This window comes from Streptomyces sp. NBC_01460 (genome assembly GCF_036227405.1).
Taxonomy (GTDB): Bacteria; Actinomycetota; Actinomycetes; order Streptomycetales; family Streptomycetaceae; genus Streptomyces.
In genome coordinates this window covers 1,768,014-1,787,724 of the sequence record NZ_CP109473.1, presented here as the reverse complement: position 1 = coordinate 1,787,724, position 19,711 = coordinate 1,768,014, and the positions used below count along the sequence as shown (strand labels likewise).

Annotated in this window: 17 protein-coding genes; 13 read left to right on the top strand and 4 right to left on the bottom strand. The window is 71.2% G+C overall.

The window, feature by feature from the left end; translation table 11 throughout:
* Nucleotides 1–57: 57 nt before the first annotated feature.
* A complete protein-coding gene (locus OG488_RS07925) occupies nucleotides 58–1,089 on the bottom strand; it encodes a phosphatase PAP2 family protein (RefSeq protein ID WP_329227215.1) in 1,032 nt (343 codons plus the stop codon).
* Between the two features lie 481 nt (nucleotides 1,090–1,570).
* On the opposite strand from OG488_RS07925, the gene OG488_RS07920 reads away from it, so the two are divergent.
* Nucleotides 1,571–3,295, top strand: a complete 1,725-nt coding sequence (locus tag OG488_RS07920) for an MFS transporter (RefSeq protein ID WP_329227213.1) — start codon at nucleotides 1,571–1,573, stop codon at nucleotides 3,293–3,295.
* 89 nt (nucleotides 3,296–3,384) lie between these two features.
* On the top strand, nucleotides 3,385–4,614 hold the full coding sequence (locus tag OG488_RS07915; protein WP_329227211.1) for an acyl-CoA dehydrogenase family protein: 1,230 nt from the start codon (nucleotides 3,385–3,387) through the stop codon (nucleotides 4,612–4,614).
* 22 nt (nucleotides 4,615–4,636) lie between these two features.
* On the opposite strand, the gene OG488_RS07910 is transcribed toward OG488_RS07915, so the two are convergent.
* Nucleotides 4,637–5,077: a cell division protein SepF gene (locus tag OG488_RS07910; RefSeq protein WP_329227209.1), complete on the bottom strand. Its 441-nt coding sequence runs from the start codon at nucleotides 5,075–5,077 to the stop codon at nucleotides 4,637–4,639.
* A 309-nt stretch (nucleotides 5,078–5,386) separates the two neighbouring features.
* On the opposite strand from OG488_RS07910, the gene OG488_RS07905 reads away from it, so the two are divergent.
* The gene (locus OG488_RS07905) at nucleotides 5,387–6,577 is read left to right on the top strand and encodes a DUF5685 family protein (protein ID WP_329238499.1); all 1,191 of its coding nucleotides are present in this window, start codon (nucleotides 5,387–5,389) and stop codon (nucleotides 6,575–6,577) included.
* 30 nt (nucleotides 6,578–6,607) lie between these two features.
* On the opposite strand, the gene OG488_RS07900 is transcribed toward OG488_RS07905, so the two are convergent.
* Nucleotides 6,608–7,546 carry an ABC transporter substrate-binding protein gene (locus OG488_RS07900; protein ID WP_329227207.1) on the bottom strand — a complete coding sequence of 313 codons (939 nt, stop codon included), beginning with the start codon at nucleotides 7,544–7,546 and terminating at the stop codon, nucleotides 6,608–6,610.
* 449 nt (nucleotides 7,547–7,995) lie between these two features.
* On the opposite strand from OG488_RS07900, the gene OG488_RS07895 reads away from it, so the two are divergent.
* The 10 genes from OG488_RS07895 to OG488_RS07850 all read left to right on the top strand — a co-directional run bounded on the left by OG488_RS07895 (nucleotide 7,996) and on the right by OG488_RS07850 (nucleotide 18,507).
* Nucleotides 7,996–8,862, top strand: a complete 867-nt coding sequence (locus tag OG488_RS07895; RefSeq protein WP_329227205.1) for an amino acid ABC transporter permease — start codon at nucleotides 7,996–7,998, stop codon at nucleotides 8,860–8,862.
* Nucleotides 8,859–10,700, top strand: coding sequence for an FAD/NAD(P)-binding protein (locus OG488_RS07890; RefSeq protein WP_329227203.1), 1,842 nt, complete (start codon nucleotides 8,859–8,861; stop codon nucleotides 10,698–10,700). Before OG488_RS07895 ends, OG488_RS07890 begins: the two co-directional genes overlap by 4 nt.
* 45 nt (nucleotides 10,701–10,745) lie before the next feature.
* Nucleotides 10,746–11,648: an amino acid ABC transporter permease gene (locus tag OG488_RS07885; RefSeq protein WP_329227201.1), complete on the top strand. Its 903-nt coding sequence runs from the start codon at nucleotides 10,746–10,748 to the stop codon at nucleotides 11,646–11,648.
* Nucleotides 11,649–11,683: 35 nt separating this feature from the next.
* Nucleotides 11,684–12,436, top strand: a complete 753-nt coding sequence (locus tag OG488_RS07880; protein ID WP_329238496.1) for an amino acid ABC transporter ATP-binding protein — start codon at nucleotides 11,684–11,686, stop codon at nucleotides 12,434–12,436.
* Between the two features lie 30 nt (nucleotides 12,437–12,466).
* On the top strand, nucleotides 12,467–13,441 hold the full coding sequence (locus tag OG488_RS07875) for an ABC transporter substrate-binding protein (RefSeq protein WP_329227199.1): 975 nt from the start codon (nucleotides 12,467–12,469) through the stop codon (nucleotides 13,439–13,441).
* A gap of 15 nt (nucleotides 13,442–13,456) precedes the next feature.
* Complete coding sequence (locus OG488_RS07870) at nucleotides 13,457–14,533, top strand: LLM class flavin-dependent oxidoreductase (RefSeq protein WP_329227197.1); 1,077 nt, start codon at nucleotides 13,457–13,459, stop codon at nucleotides 14,531–14,533.
* 5 nt (nucleotides 14,534–14,538) lie between these two features.
* Nucleotides 14,539–15,858, top strand: coding sequence for an NtaA/DmoA family FMN-dependent monooxygenase (locus tag OG488_RS07865; RefSeq protein ID WP_329238494.1), 1,320 nt, complete (start codon nucleotides 14,539–14,541; stop codon nucleotides 15,856–15,858).
* A gap of 4 nt (nucleotides 15,859–15,862) precedes the next feature.
* On the top strand, nucleotides 15,863–16,669 hold the full coding sequence (locus OG488_RS07860) for a DUF1684 domain-containing protein (protein WP_329227195.1): 807 nt from the start codon (nucleotides 15,863–15,865) through the stop codon (nucleotides 16,667–16,669).
* A 270-nt stretch (nucleotides 16,670–16,939) separates the two neighbouring features.
* Complete coding sequence (locus OG488_RS07855; RefSeq protein WP_329227193.1) at nucleotides 16,940–17,842, top strand: S1 family peptidase; 903 nt, start codon at nucleotides 16,940–16,942, stop codon at nucleotides 17,840–17,842.
* 185 nt (nucleotides 17,843–18,027) lie between these two features.
* Entirely contained in the window at nucleotides 18,028–18,507 is a 480-nt protein-coding gene (locus OG488_RS07850; RefSeq protein WP_329227191.1) for a hypothetical protein, read from the top strand.
* Nucleotides 18,508–18,519: 12 nt separating this feature from the next.
* Here the strand turns inward: OG488_RS07850 and OG488_RS07845 are convergent, their stop codons facing one another.
* Nucleotides 18,520–19,449, bottom strand: a complete 930-nt coding sequence (locus tag OG488_RS07845) for a DUF4231 domain-containing protein (protein ID WP_329227188.1) — start codon at nucleotides 19,447–19,449, stop codon at nucleotides 18,520–18,522.
* Nucleotides 19,450–19,711 lie beyond the last annotated feature (262 nt).

Genomic DNA, 19,711 nt, shown 5'->3' with positions numbered 1-19,711 from the left:
GGCCCTCGCTGTGTGCGGGTGCGGGGGACGCGGGCCGTCCCCGCAGGTCGGAGCAGGTCAGGGAGCGACCGGACCGCCCGCCACCGGGCGGGACGGCCCCGCACTGTTCCGCGGGGCGCGGTCCGCGTGCGGCGGACGGCGTGAGCCGGCCGGGGCCGGTGGCGTCCGCTCCGAACGCACGGGGTGGACCGGGTGCGCCCTGGCCCGGCCCGCCGCACCCGGATGAGCCGCGGTGGGCGCGGGCGCCGTGCTCGCCGCCCCCTGGACGCCTCCGGCGGGCGCCCCGCCGCACAGCGCCTGCGGGAGCAGGACCGGCTCCTGCGCGGCGGGCGCGGCCGGGACGGCGCCCCGGGCCCTGCGTCGGGCCCGCCACTGCTCGCGCACCGAGAGCACCCAGACCTCGGTCCGGGTGATCAGCGGCTCGAACCAGGGCAGGGCCAGCAGGATCAGCAGACCGGCCGCCCAGCCCAGCACGACGTCGCTGAGCCAGTGGGTGCCGATGTAGACGGTGGTGAGTCCCACGCCCAGGGAGACGAACGCCGAGACGGCCGACAGGTAGCGCCTGGCGCGCGGTGTGGTGGCCAGGTAGGCGAGGATTCCCCAGGTCACCACGGCGTTGGCGGTGTGTCCCGAAGGAAATATATCGCCGCCGGCGAAGAGCTCCGCCGAGCCGATCTGCGTGGCGTAGTGCGGGCCGAGCCGCCCCAGGCCGAGCTTGACCGCGCCCACCGTCACGTTGAGCAGCAGTAGGGAGGTGCCCAGCGTGAGCAGGGGCCTCAGCGTGTGCTGGCGCCAGGAGCGCCAGCCGAGCCAGGAGGCGACCATCACGGCCGTGGGGCCACGCTGGCCGAGCACGACGTAGTAGTCGAGGAAGGCGTGGAGTCCGGGCCACTGCTGGTAGGGCCGGAACAGCATGACCTTCCAGTCGAGGGCCACCAGCCAGGACGAGACCAGCACGGCGACGACGATGGCGAGATAGAACGCCAAAGTCCCGCCGAAGAGAGCGATGCGGTGACGGCTCATCCGCGGGGTCTCTATCTTCGGCGGTTCCGGCTCCCGGTCCAGACGGGCAAAGATGTCGGTACGCACGCAATGGACGTTACAGCGAGTGAGTGTGTGATCCGGCCGATCTCGCGTCTTTGTGATGACGATGTGATGTGGACTTTGTCTCAGACCGGTATCCATTCGGGGAGCGCCGGGGAATGGTTTCCGGCCTCCGCCTATTCGCCCCGGCCCTTATTCGCAGAAATGTTTGAACCTCGATGAAATGGGCCCGGCGTGACCTCGCCGCGTAAGCGCGGGGCCATTCGGGGGACTCTCCGGCCGGTGGGGAGGCGGGCGCCGCGACCCCGGCGTGGCGGTCCGGGTGTCACCCCGCGTACAGGGAGTCACGTGGTGTACGCCACACCTGGTGGCTCGTGAACGTATGAGCTGCACCACGCGTGACCACCTGGAACTCGCGTACGCTGACGGCTCACTCGCCCGTCGATGCCGGGCCCGGGGGACGCCGTGAGCCGGATTCCCCAGCAGGTCTGCCGAGCGCGAGGGACTCATTGTGGGAGGTACGTACATGACTGGGACGTCCACGGCCGTGAGCAGGCTGCGTGCGGCAGCCGACGGTGCCAACCGCTGGGTCGTCCTGGTCGTCCTCTGCCTCAGTCTGCTGCTCGTCGCGCTCGACGCGACGGTGCTCCACGTCGCCGTCCCCGCCGTCACCGAGGACCTGCGGCCCAGCGCCGTCGGCCTGCTCTGGATCGTGGACGCCTATCCACTGGTCTGTGCCTCGCTGCTGATCCTCTTCGGCACGCTCGGTGACCGGATCGGCAGGCGGCGCGTCCTCCTCTTCGGCTACGCGCTCTTCGGGATCGCCTCCGCGCTCGCCGCGACGGCCGGCTCGCCCGGGGTGCTGATCGCGGCGCGCGCGCTGCTCGGTGTCGGCGGCGCGATGATCATGCCGGCCACCCTGTCGATACTCCGCCAGGTCTTCCCCGACCGCCGCGAGCGGGCCCTGGCCGTCGGCATCTGGACGGCGGTCGCCGCGGTCGGCGCCGCGACCGGGCCGGTCATCGGCGGTTTCCTCGTCGAGCACTACTGGTGGGGCTCGGTCTTCCTGATCAACATCCCCCTCATGGCGCTCATCCTCCCGGTCGGGCGCTGGCTGCTGCCGGAGTCCCGCGGCGAGTCCGACGGCCCCTGGGACGTGCTCGGCGCGCTGATGGCCGCGGCCGGTGTTCTCGGCGTCGTCCTCGGGATCAAGCGGATCGGCGGGGGAGAGGGTCTGCTGAACCCCGCGACCCTGGTGCCGCTGCTCGTGGGGGCCGTCCTGCTGGCCCTCTTCGTGCGCAGGCAGAAGCGCCGCACACATCCGCTGATCGACATCGCGATGTTCTCGCGGCCTGCCTTCACCACCGCTGTCGGGTGCATCGTGCTGGCCATGCTGGCCCTGGTCGGCCTGGAGCTGATCGCGGTCCAGTACCTCCAGCTGGTCCTGGACCTGAGCCCGCTGGAGACCGGTCTGCGGCTGCTTCCGCTGACCTTCGCCGCGATGGCCGCCGGCGCCACCGGCTCCTCCACCCTGAGCCGTATCGGACCCCGCCGGATGGTCGCCTGGGGATTCGTGCTCACGGCGGCCTCGGTCCTCCTGCTGACGCTGATGGGCCAGCACGACCGGCCCGTGCTCCTCACCGCCGGGTTCGTGCTGCTCGGCTTCGGACTGCAGTCCACGCTGTTCGGGGCGTACGAGTCGATGCTGAGCGAGGTCCCCGCCGAGCGGGCCGGGGGCGCCGCGGCGATCGGGGAGACCTCGTACCAGCTGGGCGCCGGCATGGGCATCGCGCTGCTCGGCAGTGTCATGAACGCGGCCTACGCCCCCGGTCTCTCCCGGCTCCACGAGGAGGGTGTGCCCGCCGCCGCCGGGTCGGCCGCGTCGCACTCCCTGGGCGAGGCCTACCAGGTGGCCGGCCGGCTGGGCGGCCCCATGGGCGAGCTGCTGCGGAACACCGCCCGGCACGCCTTCGTGGACGGTCTGCACATCACCCTGCTGGTCAGCGCGGGCCTGCTGCTGCTCGGGGCGGCGGCGGCACTGCGCCTCCCGCGCGTCATGGACTGTTCTCCGGTCAAGGCCGCCTGCCCGGACCAGCCGGCCGCCGTGCCGGAGCAGGGCACCGGGCCCGACCCGGCCGGATCCTCCTCCCGCCGCCGGTCCGCTCCGCCGGAGGCCCCCGGGCACCGGGTCCCTCTCCCCGCCCGGCGCGAACCCGCCGAGGCCACCGGCTCTGGACGGGCCGCGCGCTGAGCCGTAACGTCGGCACGGCGCCGTAACTACCACTGCTAGTTTTAGTACCGTGGCGCGTTTCTGTACCGTGCGAGCCGCCGGAGGCACCGATGTCCACCACCGAGTCCGCGAAGCCGTCCGAACCGTCGAGGATCCCTCCGTTCGATCCGGGTGACCCCCTGGGCATCGACGACCTCCTCGACCCGGAGGACCTCGCGATCCGTGACACCGTGCGGAGCTGGGCCGCCGACCGGGTCCTCCCGCACATCGCCGAGTGGTACGAGAACGGCGAGCTCCCCGGCATCCGCGAGCTGGCCCGCGAGCTCGGCTCGCTCGGGGCGCTGGGCATGTCCCTGCGGGGATACGGCTGCGCCGGGGCGAGCGCCGTCCAGTACGGCCTGGCGTGCCTGGAGCTGGAGGCGGCCGACTCCGGCATCCGCTCCCTGGTCTCCGTCCAGGGCTCCCTCGCCATGTACGCCATCCACCGCTTCGGATCCGAGGAGCAGAAGCAGCGCTGGCTGCCCGGCATGGCGGCCGGCGAGATCATCGGCTGCTTCGGCCTCACCGAGCCGGACCACGGCTCGGACCCCGCCGGCATGCGGACGTACGCCCGGCGGGACGGGGACGACTGGGTCCTCACCGGCCGCAAGATGTGGATCACCAACGGATCGGTCGCCGGGGTCGCCGTCGTCTGGGCGCAGACCGACGACTCGACCGGAGGCTCGGGAATCCGCGGCTTCGTCGTACCGACGGACAGCGCCGGCTTCTCCGCGCCCGAGATCAGGCACAAGTGGTCGCTGCGCGCCTCGGTCACCAGTGAGCTGGTCCTGGACGGCGTCCGGCTGCCCGCCGACGCGGTCCTGCCCGGCGCCACCGGGCTGCGTGGCCCGCTCAGCTGCCTCAGCCATGCCCGTTACGGCATCGTGTGGGGGGCCATGGGCGCCGCACGGGCGAGCTTCGAGTCGGCACTCGACTACGCGAAGTCCCGCGAGCAGTTCGGCAGGCCGATCGGCGGATTCCAGCTCACCCAGGCCAAGCTCGCGGACATGGCCCTCGAGCTCCACAAGGGCATCCTGCTCGCCCACCACCTGGGCCGCCGCATGGACGCGGGCAGGATCCGCCCGGAGCAGGTCAGTTTCGGAAAGCTCAACAACGTGCGGGAGGCGATCGAGATCTGCCGCACCTCGCGCACGATCCTGGGGGCCAACGGGGTCTCGCTGGAGTACCCGGTGATGCGGCACGCCACGAATCTGGAGTCGGTGCTCACCTACGAGGGCACCGTGGAGATGCACCAGCTGGTGCTGGGCAAGGCGCTCACCGGCCTGGACGCCTTCCGGTAGGACGTCCCGGCGAGCGCCCCGCTCAGCTCTGGTTGAAGAAGCCGTCGGCCGGCCGGCCGGCGGCTTCGCCGTTCACCACCTGGGTGTGGGCGGGGGTCAGCAGGAACACTCTGGTGGCCACGCGCTCGATGGAGCCCCGCAGCCCGAAGGTCAGTCCGGCGGCGAAGTCCACGACGCGCTTGGCGTCGGTGGGGTCCATGGCGGTGAGGTTGACGATCACCGGCACGCCCTCCCGGAAGAGCTCCCCGATGCCGCGTGCGTCCCGGAAGCTGTCCGGGGTGACCGTGGCGATCCGGCGGCCCTTGTCCTCGGCCTTCTCGGACGCGACCTGGACCCGCGGGTCGGTCACCCATGGCTGATGCGTGCCGGTCTCAGCATCCTCGGAGTACTCGTCGTCGTAGTACCGCTCGTCGTTGTCCTCCACGAGGCCCAGCCAGGCACTTGCCTTGCGCACCGATCCCATGGACGCCTCCTCTCACCGCGGTTCGTTGGTGTTCCGCATCTCTTTCCTATCCCTATGGTCGTCCATGATGCGGATACAGCGCCAAGGGGATAGTCGCCGCGCAGGCGATTCGTGACGCTACTGGTGCAGAACATGTGGCGATTCGTCAGGGTACCTACCGCATCAGGGGGCTTGCGGAACGAAAATATGACCCTCCCGTCCGTATGGGTGACCTGGGGGGCGTACGGGTGAACGGATCCCTCGATAGGATGCACGCCGCGCAGACGCACGGGCGCGGCTCGTCAGGTGAACGACTCCCGGGGGATCGTCGTGTTCGGAATCGTGAGGCCCTGTACCCATCGGCTGTCCGAAGGGCTCAAGGCGGAGTGGATGGCCCATCTCTGCGGGCTCTGCCTCGCTCTTCGCGCGGACCACGGGCAGTTCGCCCGGGTCGTGACGAACTACGACGGCCTGGTCGTCTCGGTTCTGACGGAGGCTCAGTCCGAGCGCTCGGCCGGACAGCGGCGCACCGCGGGCCCCTGCCCGCTGCGCTCGATGCGTACGGCGCCGGTCGCCCGCGGTGAGGGGGCCAGGCTCGCCGCCGCGGTCTCGCTCGTGCTGGCGTCCGCGAAGGTGCGCGACCATGTGGCGGACCGCGACGGTCTGTTGAAGCGGCGGCCGGTGGCCGCCGCCGCACGCCGGGTCGCCGCCGGCTGGGACAGGGCCGGAGCGCGCACCGGGGCGGAGCTCGGCTTCGACACCGCGGTCCTGGTCGACGCCGTCGACCGGCAGACCGGCATCGAGTCCCTCGCCGGTCCGGGGACCCCGCTGCTGACGGTCACCGAGCCGACCGAGACGGCGACCGCCGCGGCCTTCGCGCACACCGCCGTCCTCGCGGGCAGACCGCGGAACGCCGAGCCGCTGGCCGAGGCGGGGAGGCTCTTCGGGCGGCTCGCCCATCTGCTGGACGCCGTGGAGGACCAGGAAGCAGACGCCGCGTCAGGTGCCTGGAACCCGCTCACCGCGACCGGCACGCCGCTCGCCGAGGCCCGCCGCCTGTGTGACGACGCGCTGCACGGCGTGCGCCTGGCGATGCGGGACGCGGAGTTCACCGACGGCACGCTGGCGCACGTACTCCTGGTGCACGAGCTGCGGCGCTCCGTGGACCGGGCCTTCGGGCCCGCCTCCTGCGCGCACCAGCCGGGCGGGCAGCCGTCGGGATCCTTCGGCCCGGCGCCCGGAAACCCGTACGCGCCGACACCCGGCGGCCCCTCCGGCCCGCCGCTCCCGCCCGAACCGCCCCGTAACCGGCGCGGTCTCCTGGCCGGCTGCCTCGTGTGGGCCGGGCTCGCCTGCACGTGCCAGATGTGCTGTGCCAGCAGCTTCCACGACCCCTGGAGCGGCCAGGAGCGCGAAGGGCTCTGCCACAAGTGCGACTGCGGGGACTGCTGCGAGGGATGTGACGCCTGCGGCAACTGCTGCAGCTGCTGCGAGGGCTGTGACTGCGGGTGCGACTGCTGACAGGACGTCAGTCAGTCGCACCCGGCGGACTCACCTGAGCTCGGGCGGCGAGATCTGCGAGGTCTTGATGGCCGAACCCGTGGTTCCCCACTTCTTCAGGATGCGGTCGTAGGTCCCGTCCTCCTTGAGGCCGTTGACCGCTGCCTGGAAGGCCGGTGCGAGCGGGGTGCCCTTCTTGAAGGCGAAGCCGACGTCGAGCCGCTTGAACTCGTTGAGGAAGCGCAGCCCGTCCAGCTGGGTCACGCCGTAGCGCAGTCCGTTGATCGTGTTCATCACGACATCGCTGCGGCCCTGCTGGAGCGAGATCCAGACCGCGGACGGATCGGCGTACGTCTTGACCTCGTACGGCTTCCTGCCCGCGTCGCCGCACAGGTGCTTGTTCTCCTCCAGGGTCGCCTCGAAGGTGGTGCCCGCGCCGGTGCCGACGGTCAGGCCGCAGAGCTGCGTGAGGTCGGTGACCTCCTTCAGGTCGCTGTCGTCACGGACGGCGAAGCCCTGCCCGTCGTTGATGTAGGTGACGAAGTCGATCGTCTTCCTGCGCTCGTCCGTCACCCCGAAGTTGCCCGTGCCCAGGTCGTACTTGCCGCTGCCGAGAGCCGGCAGGATCGCCTCGAACGCCGCGACCTCCCGCTTCGGCTTCAGCCCGAGCGCCTTGGCCGCCGCGTCCGCGAAGTCGATGTCCGCCCCGGCGAGCGTCTTTCCGTCCTCCAGGTAGAAGGCGCCGGGAGGGGAACCCGTGCTGGTCGCGAGGGAAAGGGTGCCCGCGGCACGCACCTTCTCGGGCAGCAGCGCGGCCGCCTCCTCGTTCTTCCGTACCGACGAGACCACGTCGGTCTTCGGGATCTTCCCCTTGGCCGGGGATCCCTTGCCGGCCGGTGCGGTGGCGGGGTCGCCCGACCCGCAGGCGCTGAGCGTGAGGGCTGCCACGGTGATCAGTGCGAAGGCAGCGGTCTGCCTGGTTCGAGGCATGACGGAGTTTCTCCGGATTCGTCGACCCCGCTCGGGTGCCAGGGCAGCACGGAGCGTCGGGGCGGGAGATCAGCTGTACGAGGGGAGGGCCGAGCCACGTCGTGTACACGAAGGAACGCAGGGGCGTCCGCTCGAGCGCCGGCAAGGGCGCGAGCGGGAGAACCGGAGACGCAGGGGGTCAGCTCAACAGGAAGAGGACCACACGCGACCGAAGTCGATGTGGGAGCGGGTGACCAGCCACTGCTGCGAATACATGGCCACAGTGGAACAGGCTTCCGGTGGCGCGTCAACTGAACTGAGACGTACGGCTCACACTGTGGACAAGCTTGACAACGGCACGGTGTGGCGCTTTTCTCAGAGGCGGACCGGCGCTGAGGGGCCCGGTCCACGTTGTGTTTCGCGCTGAAGGCACGCCCCGTGTTCGATCTCTGCATCCACGGAGCCTTCGCATGTCCGCGCAGACAGAAATCCATGCCCCGTCACCCGCGGCCCAGCCGGACGGACCCGTCGGGGACGAAGCCCCGCGCATCGTCCCGGTACGCCGAACCGGCCAGTGGGCGGCGGCCGTTGCCGTCCTGCTCCTCCTCGCGGGAGTCCTGGTCTCCGTCGTCCGCAACGACGCCTTCCAGTGGGACGTCGTGGGCCGGTACCTCACGACCGAATCCGTACTGCGCGGCCTCGGCCTCACCCTGTGGCTCACCGGCCTCGTCATGGTGCTCGGCTTCGCCCTCGGCACCCTGCTCGCCGTGTTCAGGCTCTCCGGCAACCCCGTCCTCCAGGCGGTGAGCTGGGGCTACATCTGGCTGTTCAGGTCCACACCGATCCTGGTCCAGCTGCTCTTCTGGTTCAACATCGGCGCCCTCTACCCGCAGATCCTCGGCGTCAACACGGTCAACCTCCTCAGCCCGATCGCCGTCGCCGTCATCGGCCTCACGCTCCACGAGGCCGCGTACGCCGCCGAAGTGGTCCGCGGCGGCATCCTGTCCGTCGAGCGCGGGCAGCTGGAGGCGGCGCAGTCGCTCGGTCTCGGGCCCTGGCGCCGGCTGCGGCGGATCGTGCTGCCGCAGGCCATGCGCTCCATCGTGCCGCCCGCCGGGAACATGCTGATCGGCACGTTGAAGGGCACCTCGATCGTCAGCATCATCGCCGTCCAGGACCTGCTGTACTCCGTGCAGCTCGTCTACCACCGCACCTACGAGGTCATCCCGCTGCTGCTGGTCGCCACGCTCTGGTACGCCGTGGTCACCTCGCTGCTGTCCATCGGCCAGTACTACGTCGAACGCCACTACGCACGCGGCACGGCGGGTGCCCGGTGAGCGACACCCCCACGCTCGTCGTCATAGGCGGCGGCCCGCGTGGCACCGGCGTCATCGAACGCATCGCCGCCAACGCCGCCGAGCTGTACGGCGACCGGCCCCTGGACATCCACGTCGTCGACCCGTACCCGCCCGGGGGCGGCCGGATCTGGCGGCAGGACCAGTCCCCGCTGCTCTGGATGAACTCCATGGCCGAGGACGTCACCATGTTCACCGACGACACCGTCGAGCTGGACGGCCCGGTGAGCCCCGGCCCCGCCCTGCACACCTGGGCCGCGGACGTCCGCGACGGCCGGACCGTCATCTCCGCCGACCCCGGGGTCCTGGAGGAGATCAGCGGTCTCGGCGGCCAGGGCTTCCCCAGCCGGAGGCTGCAGAGCGCCTATCTGCGCTGGGTGTACGAGCAGGCCGTCGCCGCGCTCCCGCCCGGCACCACCGTCCACGAACACACCGGCCACGCCCTGCGCGTCTCGGGGCCCCGCGACGGCCGGCAGCGCGTCCGGATCGAGGGGCGCGCCGAGCCCCTCGTCGCCGACCTGGTCGTCCTCACCGTCGGGCACCTCGACGCCGAACCGGACGCGGAACAGCGGGAGCTGGCAGCCTTCGCGGCACGTCACGGACTGGTCCACCTGCCGCCCGACTTCACCGCGGACGCCGACCTGTCCGCCGTGCCGGCGGGCGAGGCCGTCCTCGTACGCGGCTTCGGCCTGGCCTTCATCGACCTGATGGTGCTGCTCACCGAGGGGCGCGGCGGACGGCACGAGGACGGGGAGTACATCCCCTCCGGCAAGGAGCCCGTCCTGTACGTCGGGTCCCGGCGCGGCGTCCCGTACCACTCCAAGCTCGGCTACTCCTGGCAGGGCGAACGGCCGCCCCTGCCACGCCACTTCGGCGCCGGACGGGTGGCCGAGATCATGAGCGGGCCCGGCCCCGTGGACTACCGGCGCGATCTGTGGCCACTGATCGCCAAGGAGCTGGGCCACGCCCACTACCACCGGCTCTTCACCGCGCACCCGGAGCGCACCGCCGTGGACCTGGGTGACTTCGAGGAGAAGTACGCCGTCGCCGGGCCCGGCAGTCCCGAACTCGCCGCCCTCGTCGCGTCGGCCGTCCCCGACCCGGCCGACCGGCTCGACCTCGACGCCCTCGACCACCCGCTCGACGGGGTGCGCCACGACTCCTACGGCTCACTGCAGGACGGGCTGCGCGCCTACATCGCCGCCGACCTCGAACGGCGCCACGACCCCGCGCACAGCCCCGACCTCGCCGTGTTCCTCGGACTGCTCTCCGTCTACGGCCAGCTGGTCGACATCGGCGACATCGGGACGCGGTGGCACGGCTTCTTCAACTACCTCGCCTCCGGACCCCCCGGACCCCGGCTGCGCCAGCTCCTCGCCCTCTCACGGGCCGGAGTCGTCCGCTTCCTCGGTGCGGGCATGACCGTCGAGTCCGACGAGGACCAAGGGGTCTTCCGCGCCCGCAGCGCCACCGTGCCCGGCGCGTACACGGAGGCCCGCGCCCTGGTCGAGGCCCGGCTGCCGGACCCCTCCCTGCGCAGGACCCGCAGCCCGCTGCTGAGCGCGCTGTACGAGGACGGGGCGGCCGGCACCGACACGGGTCTGCTCTCCGTCGACCCGGCCGACAGCAGGATCCTGGAGCTCGACGGCAGCCCGCACCCGCGCCGCTTCGCCCTCGGCCCCTACACCACCGCCCGGTCCAGCGGCGCCTTCACCCGGCCGCGCACCGGCGGTCCGGCCTTCCGGCAGAACGACGCCACCGCCCGCACGGCCCTCGCGTTCCTGCGCGACCTCTCCTGTCGGGACCGCCTCACCGCGTGAGCCCGGCACCCCTCTTCCTCATCCTGTCGCAGAAGGAACCACACCATGGCGCTGACCAGCGATCCACCCATCGACCCACAGGCCGGGACGGACCCAGGAGAACGGGCGGCCGTCCCCGACCACACGGACCTGAAAGTCGTCCCCCTGCGTCACCCCTGGCGCTGGGTGGCGGTCGTCGCCACGGCCGTGCTGCTCGCCCAGTTCCTGAACGGGCTGGTCACCAACCCCGGCTGGGAATGGGACGTCTTCGCCCGGTTCATCACCGCCGAGGCCATCCTGAACGCCGTCTGGGTCACCATCCAGCTGACCTTCTACGGCACGGTGATCGGCTTCGCGCTCGGCATCGTCCTGGCCTTCATGCGGCTCTCCGACAGCCCCTTCCTCAGGGGGGTCTCGTACGCGTACGTCTGGGCGTTCCGCTCGATCCCGCTCATCGTCCAGCTGCTGTTCTGGTTCAACCTCGCCTACCTCTACAAGGAGCTCGCGTTCGGGATCCCGTTCGGGCCCGGGTTCTTCTCCTTCGACACGATGAACCTCGTCGGCGCCATGAGCGCCGCCGTCCTCGGGCTCGCCCTGCACCAGGCGGCGTACGCGGCGGAGATCGTCCGCGGCGGCGTACTGGCCGTGGACAGCGGCCAGCTGGAGGCCGCCGCCGCGCTCGGGATCCCCCGTCTGCGGCAACTGCGGCGCATCGTGCTCCCGCAGGCGATGCGCTCCATCCTGCCGAACGCCGCCAACGAGATCGTCTCCCTCTTCAAGGGCACCTCGATCGTCTCCGTGATGGCGATCGGCGAACTCTTCTACCAGGTCCAGGTCGTCTACGGGCGCAACGGCCGGGTGGTTCCCCTGCTCATGGTCGCGACGGCCTGGTACATCCTCCTCACCACCGTGCTCTCCGTCCTCCAGTACTACGTCGAACGTCACTACGCCAAGGGGGCCGTGCGATGAGCGCACCCACGGAAGAAGTCGCCGGATCCGACCCGATGGTCGAGATCCGGTCCGTCCACAAGAGCTTCGGTTCGCTCGAGGTGCTCCGCGGCATCGACCTGTCCGTCCGTACGGGCGAGGTGACCGTGGTCCTGGGCCCCTCGGGGTCGGGGAAGTCCACCCTGCTGCGCACCATCAACCACCTGGAGAAGGTCGACCGGGGCTGGATCAGCGTCGACGGCACCCTCGTCGGCTACCGCAGGTCCGGGAACAAGCTGTACGAGCTGCGCGAGCGCGAGGTCCTGCGCCAGCGCACCCGGATCGGTTTCGTCTTCCAGAACTTCAACCTCTTCCCGCACCTCACCGTTCTCGAGAACGTCATCGAGGCGCCGATCGCGGCGCTCGGCCGCCCACGCAAGGACGCCGTCGCGGCGGCCGAGAAGCTCCTGGCGCGGGTCGGACTGGCCGAGAAGGCCGGCGCCTACCCCAAGCAGCTCTCCGGCGGCCAGCAGCAGCGCGTCGCGATCGCCCGCGCCCTCGCCCTGGAACCGCGGCTGCTGCTCTTCGACGAGCCCACCTCCGCGCTCGACCCCGAACTCGTCGGCGAGGTCCTCGACGTCATCAAGGACCTCGCCCACGGGGGCACCACCATGATCGTCGTCACGCACGAGATCGGCTTCGCCCGCGAGGTCGCCGACACCGTCGTCTTCATGGACGAGGGGCGGATCGTCGAGCAGGGCACGCCCGCCGACGTACTCGACCGCCCCGTCCAGGAGCGCACCCGCGCCTTCCTCTCCAAGGTCCTCTGAACCATGTCCCCGCAATCAAGGAGCAGTCACATGTCCGTCCGCCGCACCCTCACCGCCGCCCTCGCCACACTCACCGCAGCCGGACTGCTCACCGCGTGCGGCGCCAGCGACGCCACCGAGGACGTGATCAGCGCCAAGGGGCAGAAGGACACCGGTATCAACATCGGACCCGACCAGAAGCGGATCAGAGGGAAGGAAGTGGAGGCCGTCGCCGCCAAGGTGCCGGCCGCCATCCGCGAGCGCGGCACCCTGCGGATCGGCGGGAGCGCCGACAGCTCGCCTCCGCTCGGCTTCTTCGCGACCGACGACAAGACCCGGATCGGCGCCGACATCGACCTGGCGACGCTGCTCGCCGACACGCTCGGACTGGAGCCGGTGTTCGAGCAGGTCTCCTGGGAGAACCTCTTCGTCGGTCTCGACAGCTCCAAGTTCGACGCGGTCCTCTCCAACGTCACCGTGACCGAGGAGCGGAAGGAGAAGTACGACTTCGCCACCTACCGCCTCGACAACATCGCCTTCGAGGCGAAGAAGGGCTCCGGCTGGAAGGTCGACGGCCCCGCCGACGTGGCGGGGAAGACCATCGCCGTCTCCTCCGGCACCAACCAGGAGAAGATCCTCGTCGACTGGAGCGAGGAGAACGTCAAGGCGGGCCGGAAGCCGGTGGACATCAAGTACTTCCAGAACATCACCGACTACTACATCGCCCTCCAGTCGGGCCGCATCGACGCCTACTTCGGCCCGAGCCCCTCGGCCAACTACCACGTCGCGTCGGCCGGCCAGTCCGAGGTCGTCGGCACGCTCTCCGGCGCGGGCGACTCCCTCCAGGGGAAGATCGCCGCCACCACGAAGAAGGACAGCGGCCTGGTCGAGGCGTACGGCGCCGCGATCGACCACCTCATCCAGGACGGTTCGTACGCCAAGGTGCTGAAGCGCTGGGGTCTGTCCAACGAGGCCGTCGAGAAGTCGGAGATCAACCCGCCCGGCCTCCCCAAGACCGAGAACTGACCCCGAGAGGTCCGCATGTCCGCCATCAGGCCACTCCACCTCGCCGCCGAGATCGGCGGCCCGCCGCGCTACGACGCCGCCTCCCACGTCGCGCTCGCCCGGCTCGCCGAGGGAGGCGCGCTCGACTTCGTCACCCTGAACGACTCCTTCGCCCGCCCCGGCCCCGACGCGCTCGCCGTGCTGGCCCGCGTCGCCCCGGCCACGACCCGGATCGGCCTCGTGCCGACCGTCACCACCACCCACACCGAGCCCTTCCACGTCTCGTCCGCCGTCGCCACCCTCGACTGGGTCAGCAAGGGCAGGGCCGGCTGGCAGACCGACGTGTCGACGACCGAGGCCGAGGCCCGGCTGTTCGGCCGCCGAGCCGCCGCACCCCCCGCCGCCCTGTGGCAGGAGGCGGGGGAGGTGGCCGACGTGGGGGCACGGCTGTGGGACAGCTGGGAGGACGACGCCGAGATCCGGGACGTCGCCACCGGCCGCTTCGTCGACCGCGACAAACTCCACTACGTCGACTTCGAGGGCAGCACCTTCTCCGTCCGGGGCCCGGCCATCGTGCCCCGGCCCCCGCAGGGCCGGCCCGTCACCGTCATCGACGGTACGAGCGGGCCGGCCAGGGAGGCCGCCGCACGCCACGCCGACGTCGTCCTCGTACGGGCCACCTCGCCCGAACAGGCGGCCGCGCTCGCGGACGAGCTGCGCCGCGGTGCCGCCGCACACGGCCGGGACCCCGACAGCCTGCGGGTCCTGGTCGCCCTCACCGTCGACCTGGGGGACGCCGAGACGACGCCCGAACCGGGGCTGGAGAGCGGTCCGCAGCTCGCCGGGCGGGGAACCTACTTCCGCGGCGGCCCGGTCGACCTCGCCGAGCTCATCACCCAATGGCACCGGGGCGGAGCCGTCGACGGCTTCCACCTCACGCCCATCACACCGGAGCGCGACCTCGAACGGATCGTCAACGGCACCGTGGCCCTGCTCCAGCACCGCAGCCTCTTCCGCACCTTCTACCCGGGCGGCACCCTCCGCGAGCACCTGGGCCTGAGCCGGCCGGCCAACCGTCACGCGCCCGCGAGGACAGCAGGGGGGACCTCATGAAGCAGATGCATCTCGCCGCCCACTTCCCGGGCGTCAACAGCACCACCGTGTGGACCGATCCCCGCTCCCGGAGCCAGATCGACTTCAGCTCCTTCGAGCACCTCGCGAGGACCGCCGAACGCGGACGGTTCGACTTCTTCTTCCTCGCGGAAGGGCTCCGGCTGCGCGAGCACAACGGTCGGATCCACGACCTGGACGTGGTGGGCCGCCCCGAGTCCCTCACCGTCCTCAACGCCCTGGCCGCCGTCACCGAACGCCTCGGGCTGGCAGCCACGGTCAACGCCACCTTCAACGAGCCCTACGAACTCGCCCGCCGGCTCGCCACGCTCGACCACCTCAGCGCGGGCCGCGCCGCATGGAACGTGGTGACCTCGTCGGACGCCTTCACCGGCGAGAACTTCCGCCGCGGCGGCTACCTCGACCGGGCCGACCTCCCCCAAGTTCTCGGCTCCGCTCGAACAGGGGGGACCCCCTACACCCGGGCCGCCGAGTTCGTCGCCACCGCACGCGAGTTGTGGGACTCCTGGACCCCTGACGGCACCTCGCGCCCGTTCACGCACACCGGGCAGCACTTCGAGATCTCCGGGGAGTTCACCGTCCCCCGCTCGCCGCAGGGGCACCCCGTCGTCATCCAGGCCGGGGACTCCGGGGAGGGCCGGGAGTTCGCGGCGTCCACCGCCGACGTCATCTTCACCCGGCACGGCACCCTGGAGGCCGGCCGGGCCTTCTACGCCGACGTGAAGGCGCGCCTCGCGGCGTACGGCAGGCAGCCGGACGACCTGAAGATCATGCCCGGGGTCACCGTCGTCCTCGGCGACACGGACGCGGAGGCCCAGGAGAACGCCGCGGAGATCCGCCGGCTCCAGGTCTCCCCGCAGAACGCGATCCTCGCCCTCGAACAGGTCTGGGGCCGCGACCTCTCCTCGTACGATCCCGACGGACCCCTCCCCGACATCGACCCGGACCTCGGATCGGATCTGGTCCAGGGGAGGGTGCGGGTCGCGGACCCCCTGGCCGTGGCCGCGAAGTGGCGGGCGCTCTCCGAGGCCAAGGGGTTGTCCATCCGCCGGACCGTCATCGAGTCGACGGCCCGGCAGTCCTTCATCGGCTCCCCGGAGACGGTCGCCGCGGATCTGGAGAAGTTCGTCGCCACCGACGCGGCCGACGGCTTCATCCTCGTCCCGCATCTCACTCCGGGAGGCCTCGACGACTTCGTCGACCGGGTCGTCCCGCTCCTCCAGGAACGCGGAGCCTTCCGCTCCGAATACACCGGATCCACACTGAGGTCGCACCTCGGCCTGGCGGAGCCGGTGTGGAAAGGTTGACCGCATGAGCACGGACGCACAGCAGGACAGCGAGGAGTTCCACGCCTGGCAGCGCTGGCACGAGGGGCGCATCGTCGCCGTGGCCGCTCCGCACGGCCCGCTCTCCCTCACCGGCACGCACTGGCTCGCCGACCATCCGGAGGGTCGAATTCCGGCCGTACCCGGGCTGTGGCGCGAGGAGGGCGACGAGGTGGTGCTCGCCGCCACGCCCGAGGACGGGCTCACGGTCGACGGGAAGCCGCTCGCAGGAGAGATCCGCCTGGGCGCCGACCGCGGCCCCATCGACGCCTCCCGGGTGGTGCAGGGCGAGCGCCGGCTCGTCGTGCTGAGCCGCGAAGGCCTCTGGGCGGTACGGGACTTCGACCCGCAGTCACCGGCCCGGCACTCCTTCCGGACCATCGACGCCACCCCGTACGACCCGGCATGGGCACTGGAGGGCACCTTCCGTCCGTACGGCTCCGACCGGACCGTCCGCGTCGAGAACGCCGACGGGCGCGAGCGGGGGCTGGGGCTCGCGGGCGAGATCGCCTTCACCGTGGACGGTGCCGAGCACACGCTCCAGGTGGCGGTCGAGCCCGACGGTTCGCTCTGGGCCGTCTTCGCCGACACCACCAGCGGCAACAGCAGCTACCGCTTCCGCTTCCTGCGGCCCGCCGCACCCGACGACGAGGGACGGGTGCGGGTCGACTTCAACCGCACCCTGCTCCCTCCGTGCGCCTTCGCCGACCACTTCATCTGCCCCTTCCCGCCACCCGGCAACACCCTCACGGTGGCCGTGCCGGCGGGGGAGCGGAACCGTATCGACGGCTGACCCGTCCCACTCCGGAGACGAGAGCCGAGCACACCGGCCCCAGCAGCCCCAGGGCTGTCGGGGCCGGTACCGGCCTGCGCGGAAACGGCCGAAAACGCCTCCTTGCGCGGCCTCGTCGCGGCCCTCAATACTCCCGATCAGCGCTCGTCAGGAGCACGACGCATCCGGAATTCGAACATCTTCCGGACCGCGGCAGCGCCCCTTGACCGCGCCTCACGGGTCCGGCCACCCCACAGGCGGGCCCCCGATTCCCCTCGGGAGGAACGTAAAGTGAGGATCAAGCGCACCACCCCCCGCACCGGCAGCACGGGCAGACGCAGGCGGATCACCGCGGTCTCCGCGGGCCTCGTCGCCGTCGCCGCTCTCGCGGTTCCCGCCGCCAACGCCGACCAGTCCGCAACCTTCAGCGCCCAGCAGCTCGGCGCGGCGGGAGAGGCCGTGCTCGACGCCGACGTCGCGGGCACCGCCTGGAACGTCGACCCGGCGAGCGGACGGCTCCTCGTCACCGTCGACAGCACCGTCTCGCAGACGGAGATCAACGAGATCAAGGAGTCCGCGGGAGCCAACGCGGGCGCCCTGCGCATCGAACGCACCCCCGGAAAGTTCAGCAAGCTGATCTCGGGGGGTGACGCCATCTACGCGACGAGCTGGCGCTGCTCCCTCGGCTTCAACGTCCGCAGCGGCAGCACCTACTACTTCCTGACCGCCGGTCACTGCACCGACGGCGCCGGGACCTGGTGGTCCGACTCCGCCCGCACCACCGTCCTCGGCACCACGACCGGCTCCAGCTTCCCGACCAACGACTACGGCATCGTGCGGTACACCAACACCTCGGTCACCAAGTCCGGCACCGTCGGCAGCCAGGACATCACCAGCGCGGCCAACGCCACCGTCGGCCTGGCCGTCACCCGCAGGGGTTCCACCACCGGCATCCACAGCGGCACCGTCACCGGCCTCAACGCCACGGTCAACTACGGCGGCGGGGACATCGTCTACGGCATGATCCGCACCAACGTGTGCGCCGAACCCGGCGACTCCGGCGGCCCCCTCTACTCGGGCACCCGGGCGATCGGACTCACCTCGGGCGGCAGCGGCAACTGCTCCTCGGGCGGGACGACGTTCTTCCAGCCGGTCACCGAAGCGCTGAGCGCGTACGGCGTCAGCGTGTTCTGACCCGGACGGCCACCGTCGCACTCCTGTGAGCCCCCGTCGGTCCACGGCGGGGGCTCCCCTTCGGCCCGGCGCCTTGAGAGGATGTCGGGACGGTCGGTCGCAGCGGCACCACGGGGGGCGGACGCCGTGTCCTCCCGGAGGCGTGCCCTCCGGAGCCCCCGCAGACACCAGGGGGTTCCAGGTCCGTGAAACGCATCGGTGTGACCGGTCACCGCTCCATCCCCCAGGAGCTCCACGCGCACGTGCGGGAAGGCCTCCGAGCGGCACTCCGCGGACACGACGGCTCCCTGGAGGCGCTCTCCAGCCTGGCGGTCGGGGCCGACCAGCTCTTCGCCGACCTCGCCCTGGCCCACGGGGCCGAGCTGACCGTGGTCATCCCCAGCGGGGACTACGAGTCCGGGTTCGCCGACCACACGGAGCTCGCACGCTACCGGGCGCTCAAGGCCAAGGCCGCACGAGAGATCCGGCTCGACTTCCCGCACTCCACCGACGAGGCCTACTACGCGGCGGGGGCCTACATCGCCGACCACTGCGACCGCCTGATCGCGGTCTGGGACGGCCTGCCCGCGCGCGGACTCGGGGGCACCGGCGACATCGTGACGTACGCCCGCAGCCTCGGGCGGCCGGTCACCGTCATCTGGCGCGACGGAGTGGAGCGCGGCTGACTCCGCGCACGCTCACATCCGGTGCCTGACGAGCCAGTCGGTGTGCTCGGGGGAGACGATCCGCTCGGTCTCGAAGACGGCGGCCGACCACTGCCGCTCGGTGAGGGTGGTCTCCATCGCGGCCTGCATGTTCTCCAGGTCGTCCTCGACCAGCGAGTGCGCGGACACCAGGGGATGGTGACGGCGCATCTCGTTCCAGGCGAGACAGGCGGCGGCAGCGGCGGAGAACGTCCCCGTCAGCGCGAACGACCCCGCACCGCCGAAGGTCTGCAGCACGGCGAGGACCAGCGCCGGGAGCGTCAGCGCGGCGATGGTGCTCGACCAGACGAGCGCACCACGCCGTGACACCAGCCGGCGCCTCCGGTACCAGCGCCGCTGCTCGATCAGTCTGTCCCGGACGTACGTCTCCTTGCGCACGGTGAACGCCTTGTCCCGTAACTCCCGCATGGACGGGGTGATGAGACCGCCCCCGGCATCGGCCAGCTCCTCCCTGGGGTCGTCCCAGCCCACCTTCCGCAGCTCCTGGAGCCCTTCCTCCAGCCGGCTGGCGAACACCGCTTCGGGGTGCTGGACGGACGAGTCGAACGGGGAGCCGTGGACCGCGTAGCGCCAGCAGTTCGACTTGATGAACTCGGCTGCGGAACGGTTGAGTTGCCAATGCGACTTTGCTTTGCGCCGGGAGGCCAGGTAGGTCGTGATCAGGACACCGAGATAGGCCAACACCGCTGCCGCGTCGAGCAGTTGCACACCGGAGCCGATCTCTGCCTGCCACGGGAGTGCGGCGGGCACCGTTCCGAGGACGAGCAGGACGAGCTGGCCGCGGGTGGTGTTGACCGCCTCACGCTGGCGGGCGACGGCGACGGCGTCGGTGTGATGGAAGAGTGCGGGCAGATCAGCACTCCTGAAGACCATGCTCTGCAGCGGTCCTGGAATCGCCGTCATGTTCGCCCCCGTCTGCGGTTGTGGTGTGTCCGGTAGGGAGTACGTCCGGGCCTGCCGTGGGCGACCGCGACCCGCGAGGTGCTGCCCGGGGGCTCGGGAGGAGCGCGCAGGCCTGCCGGGGCCATGAGAGTAGGTCGCGCCTGCCTGTACGGCAATGGCGCCTCCGAGGCCGGTGCCTCCCATGGCGGGAAGGTGCCCTCGTGCGATGTGTGCTCCTGTGCAAGGATCGCGCAACATCGTTGCTGTAGAGGGGAGTTGCTGT

Bases quoted from the DNA above. Each gene is read 5' to 3' on its own strand.
- OG488_RS07900 (WP_329227207.1), bottom strand. From the start codon at position 7,546: ATGCCTCGAACCAGGCAGACCGCTGCCTTCGCACTGATCACCGTGGCA.
- OG488_RS07895 (WP_329227205.1), top strand. From the start codon at position 7,996: ATGTCCGCGCAGACAGAAATCCATGCCCCGTCACCCGCGGCCCAGCCG.
- OG488_RS07910 (WP_329227209.1), bottom strand. From the start codon at position 5,077: ATGGGATCGGTGCGCAAGGCAAGTGCCTGGCTGGGCCTCGTGGAGGAC.
- OG488_RS07875 (WP_329227199.1), top strand. From the start codon at position 12,467: ATGTCCGTCCGCCGCACCCTCACCGCCGCCCTCGCCACACTCACCGCA.
- OG488_RS07880 (WP_329238496.1), top strand. From the start codon at position 11,684: ATGGTCGAGATCCGGTCCGTCCACAAGAGCTTCGGTTCGCTCGAGGTG.
- OG488_RS07845 (WP_329227188.1), bottom strand. From the start codon at position 19,449: ATGACGGCGATTCCAGGACCGCTGCAGAGCATGGTCTTCAGGAGTGCT.
- OG488_RS07915 (WP_329227211.1), top strand. From the start codon at position 3,385: ATGTCCACCACCGAGTCCGCGAAGCCGTCCGAACCGTCGAGGATCCCT.
- OG488_RS07885 (WP_329227201.1), top strand. From the start codon at position 10,746: ATGGCGCTGACCAGCGATCCACCCATCGACCCACAGGCCGGGACGGAC.
- OG488_RS07865 (WP_329238494.1), top strand. From the start codon at position 14,539: ATGCATCTCGCCGCCCACTTCCCGGGCGTCAACAGCACCACCGTGTGG.
- OG488_RS07860 (WP_329227195.1), top strand. From the start codon at position 15,863: ATGAGCACGGACGCACAGCAGGACAGCGAGGAGTTCCACGCCTGGCAG.
- OG488_RS07870 (WP_329227197.1), top strand. From the start codon at position 13,457: ATGTCCGCCATCAGGCCACTCCACCTCGCCGCCGAGATCGGCGGCCCG.
- OG488_RS07920 (WP_329227213.1), top strand. From the start codon at position 1,571: ATGACTGGGACGTCCACGGCCGTGAGCAGGCTGCGTGCGGCAGCCGAC.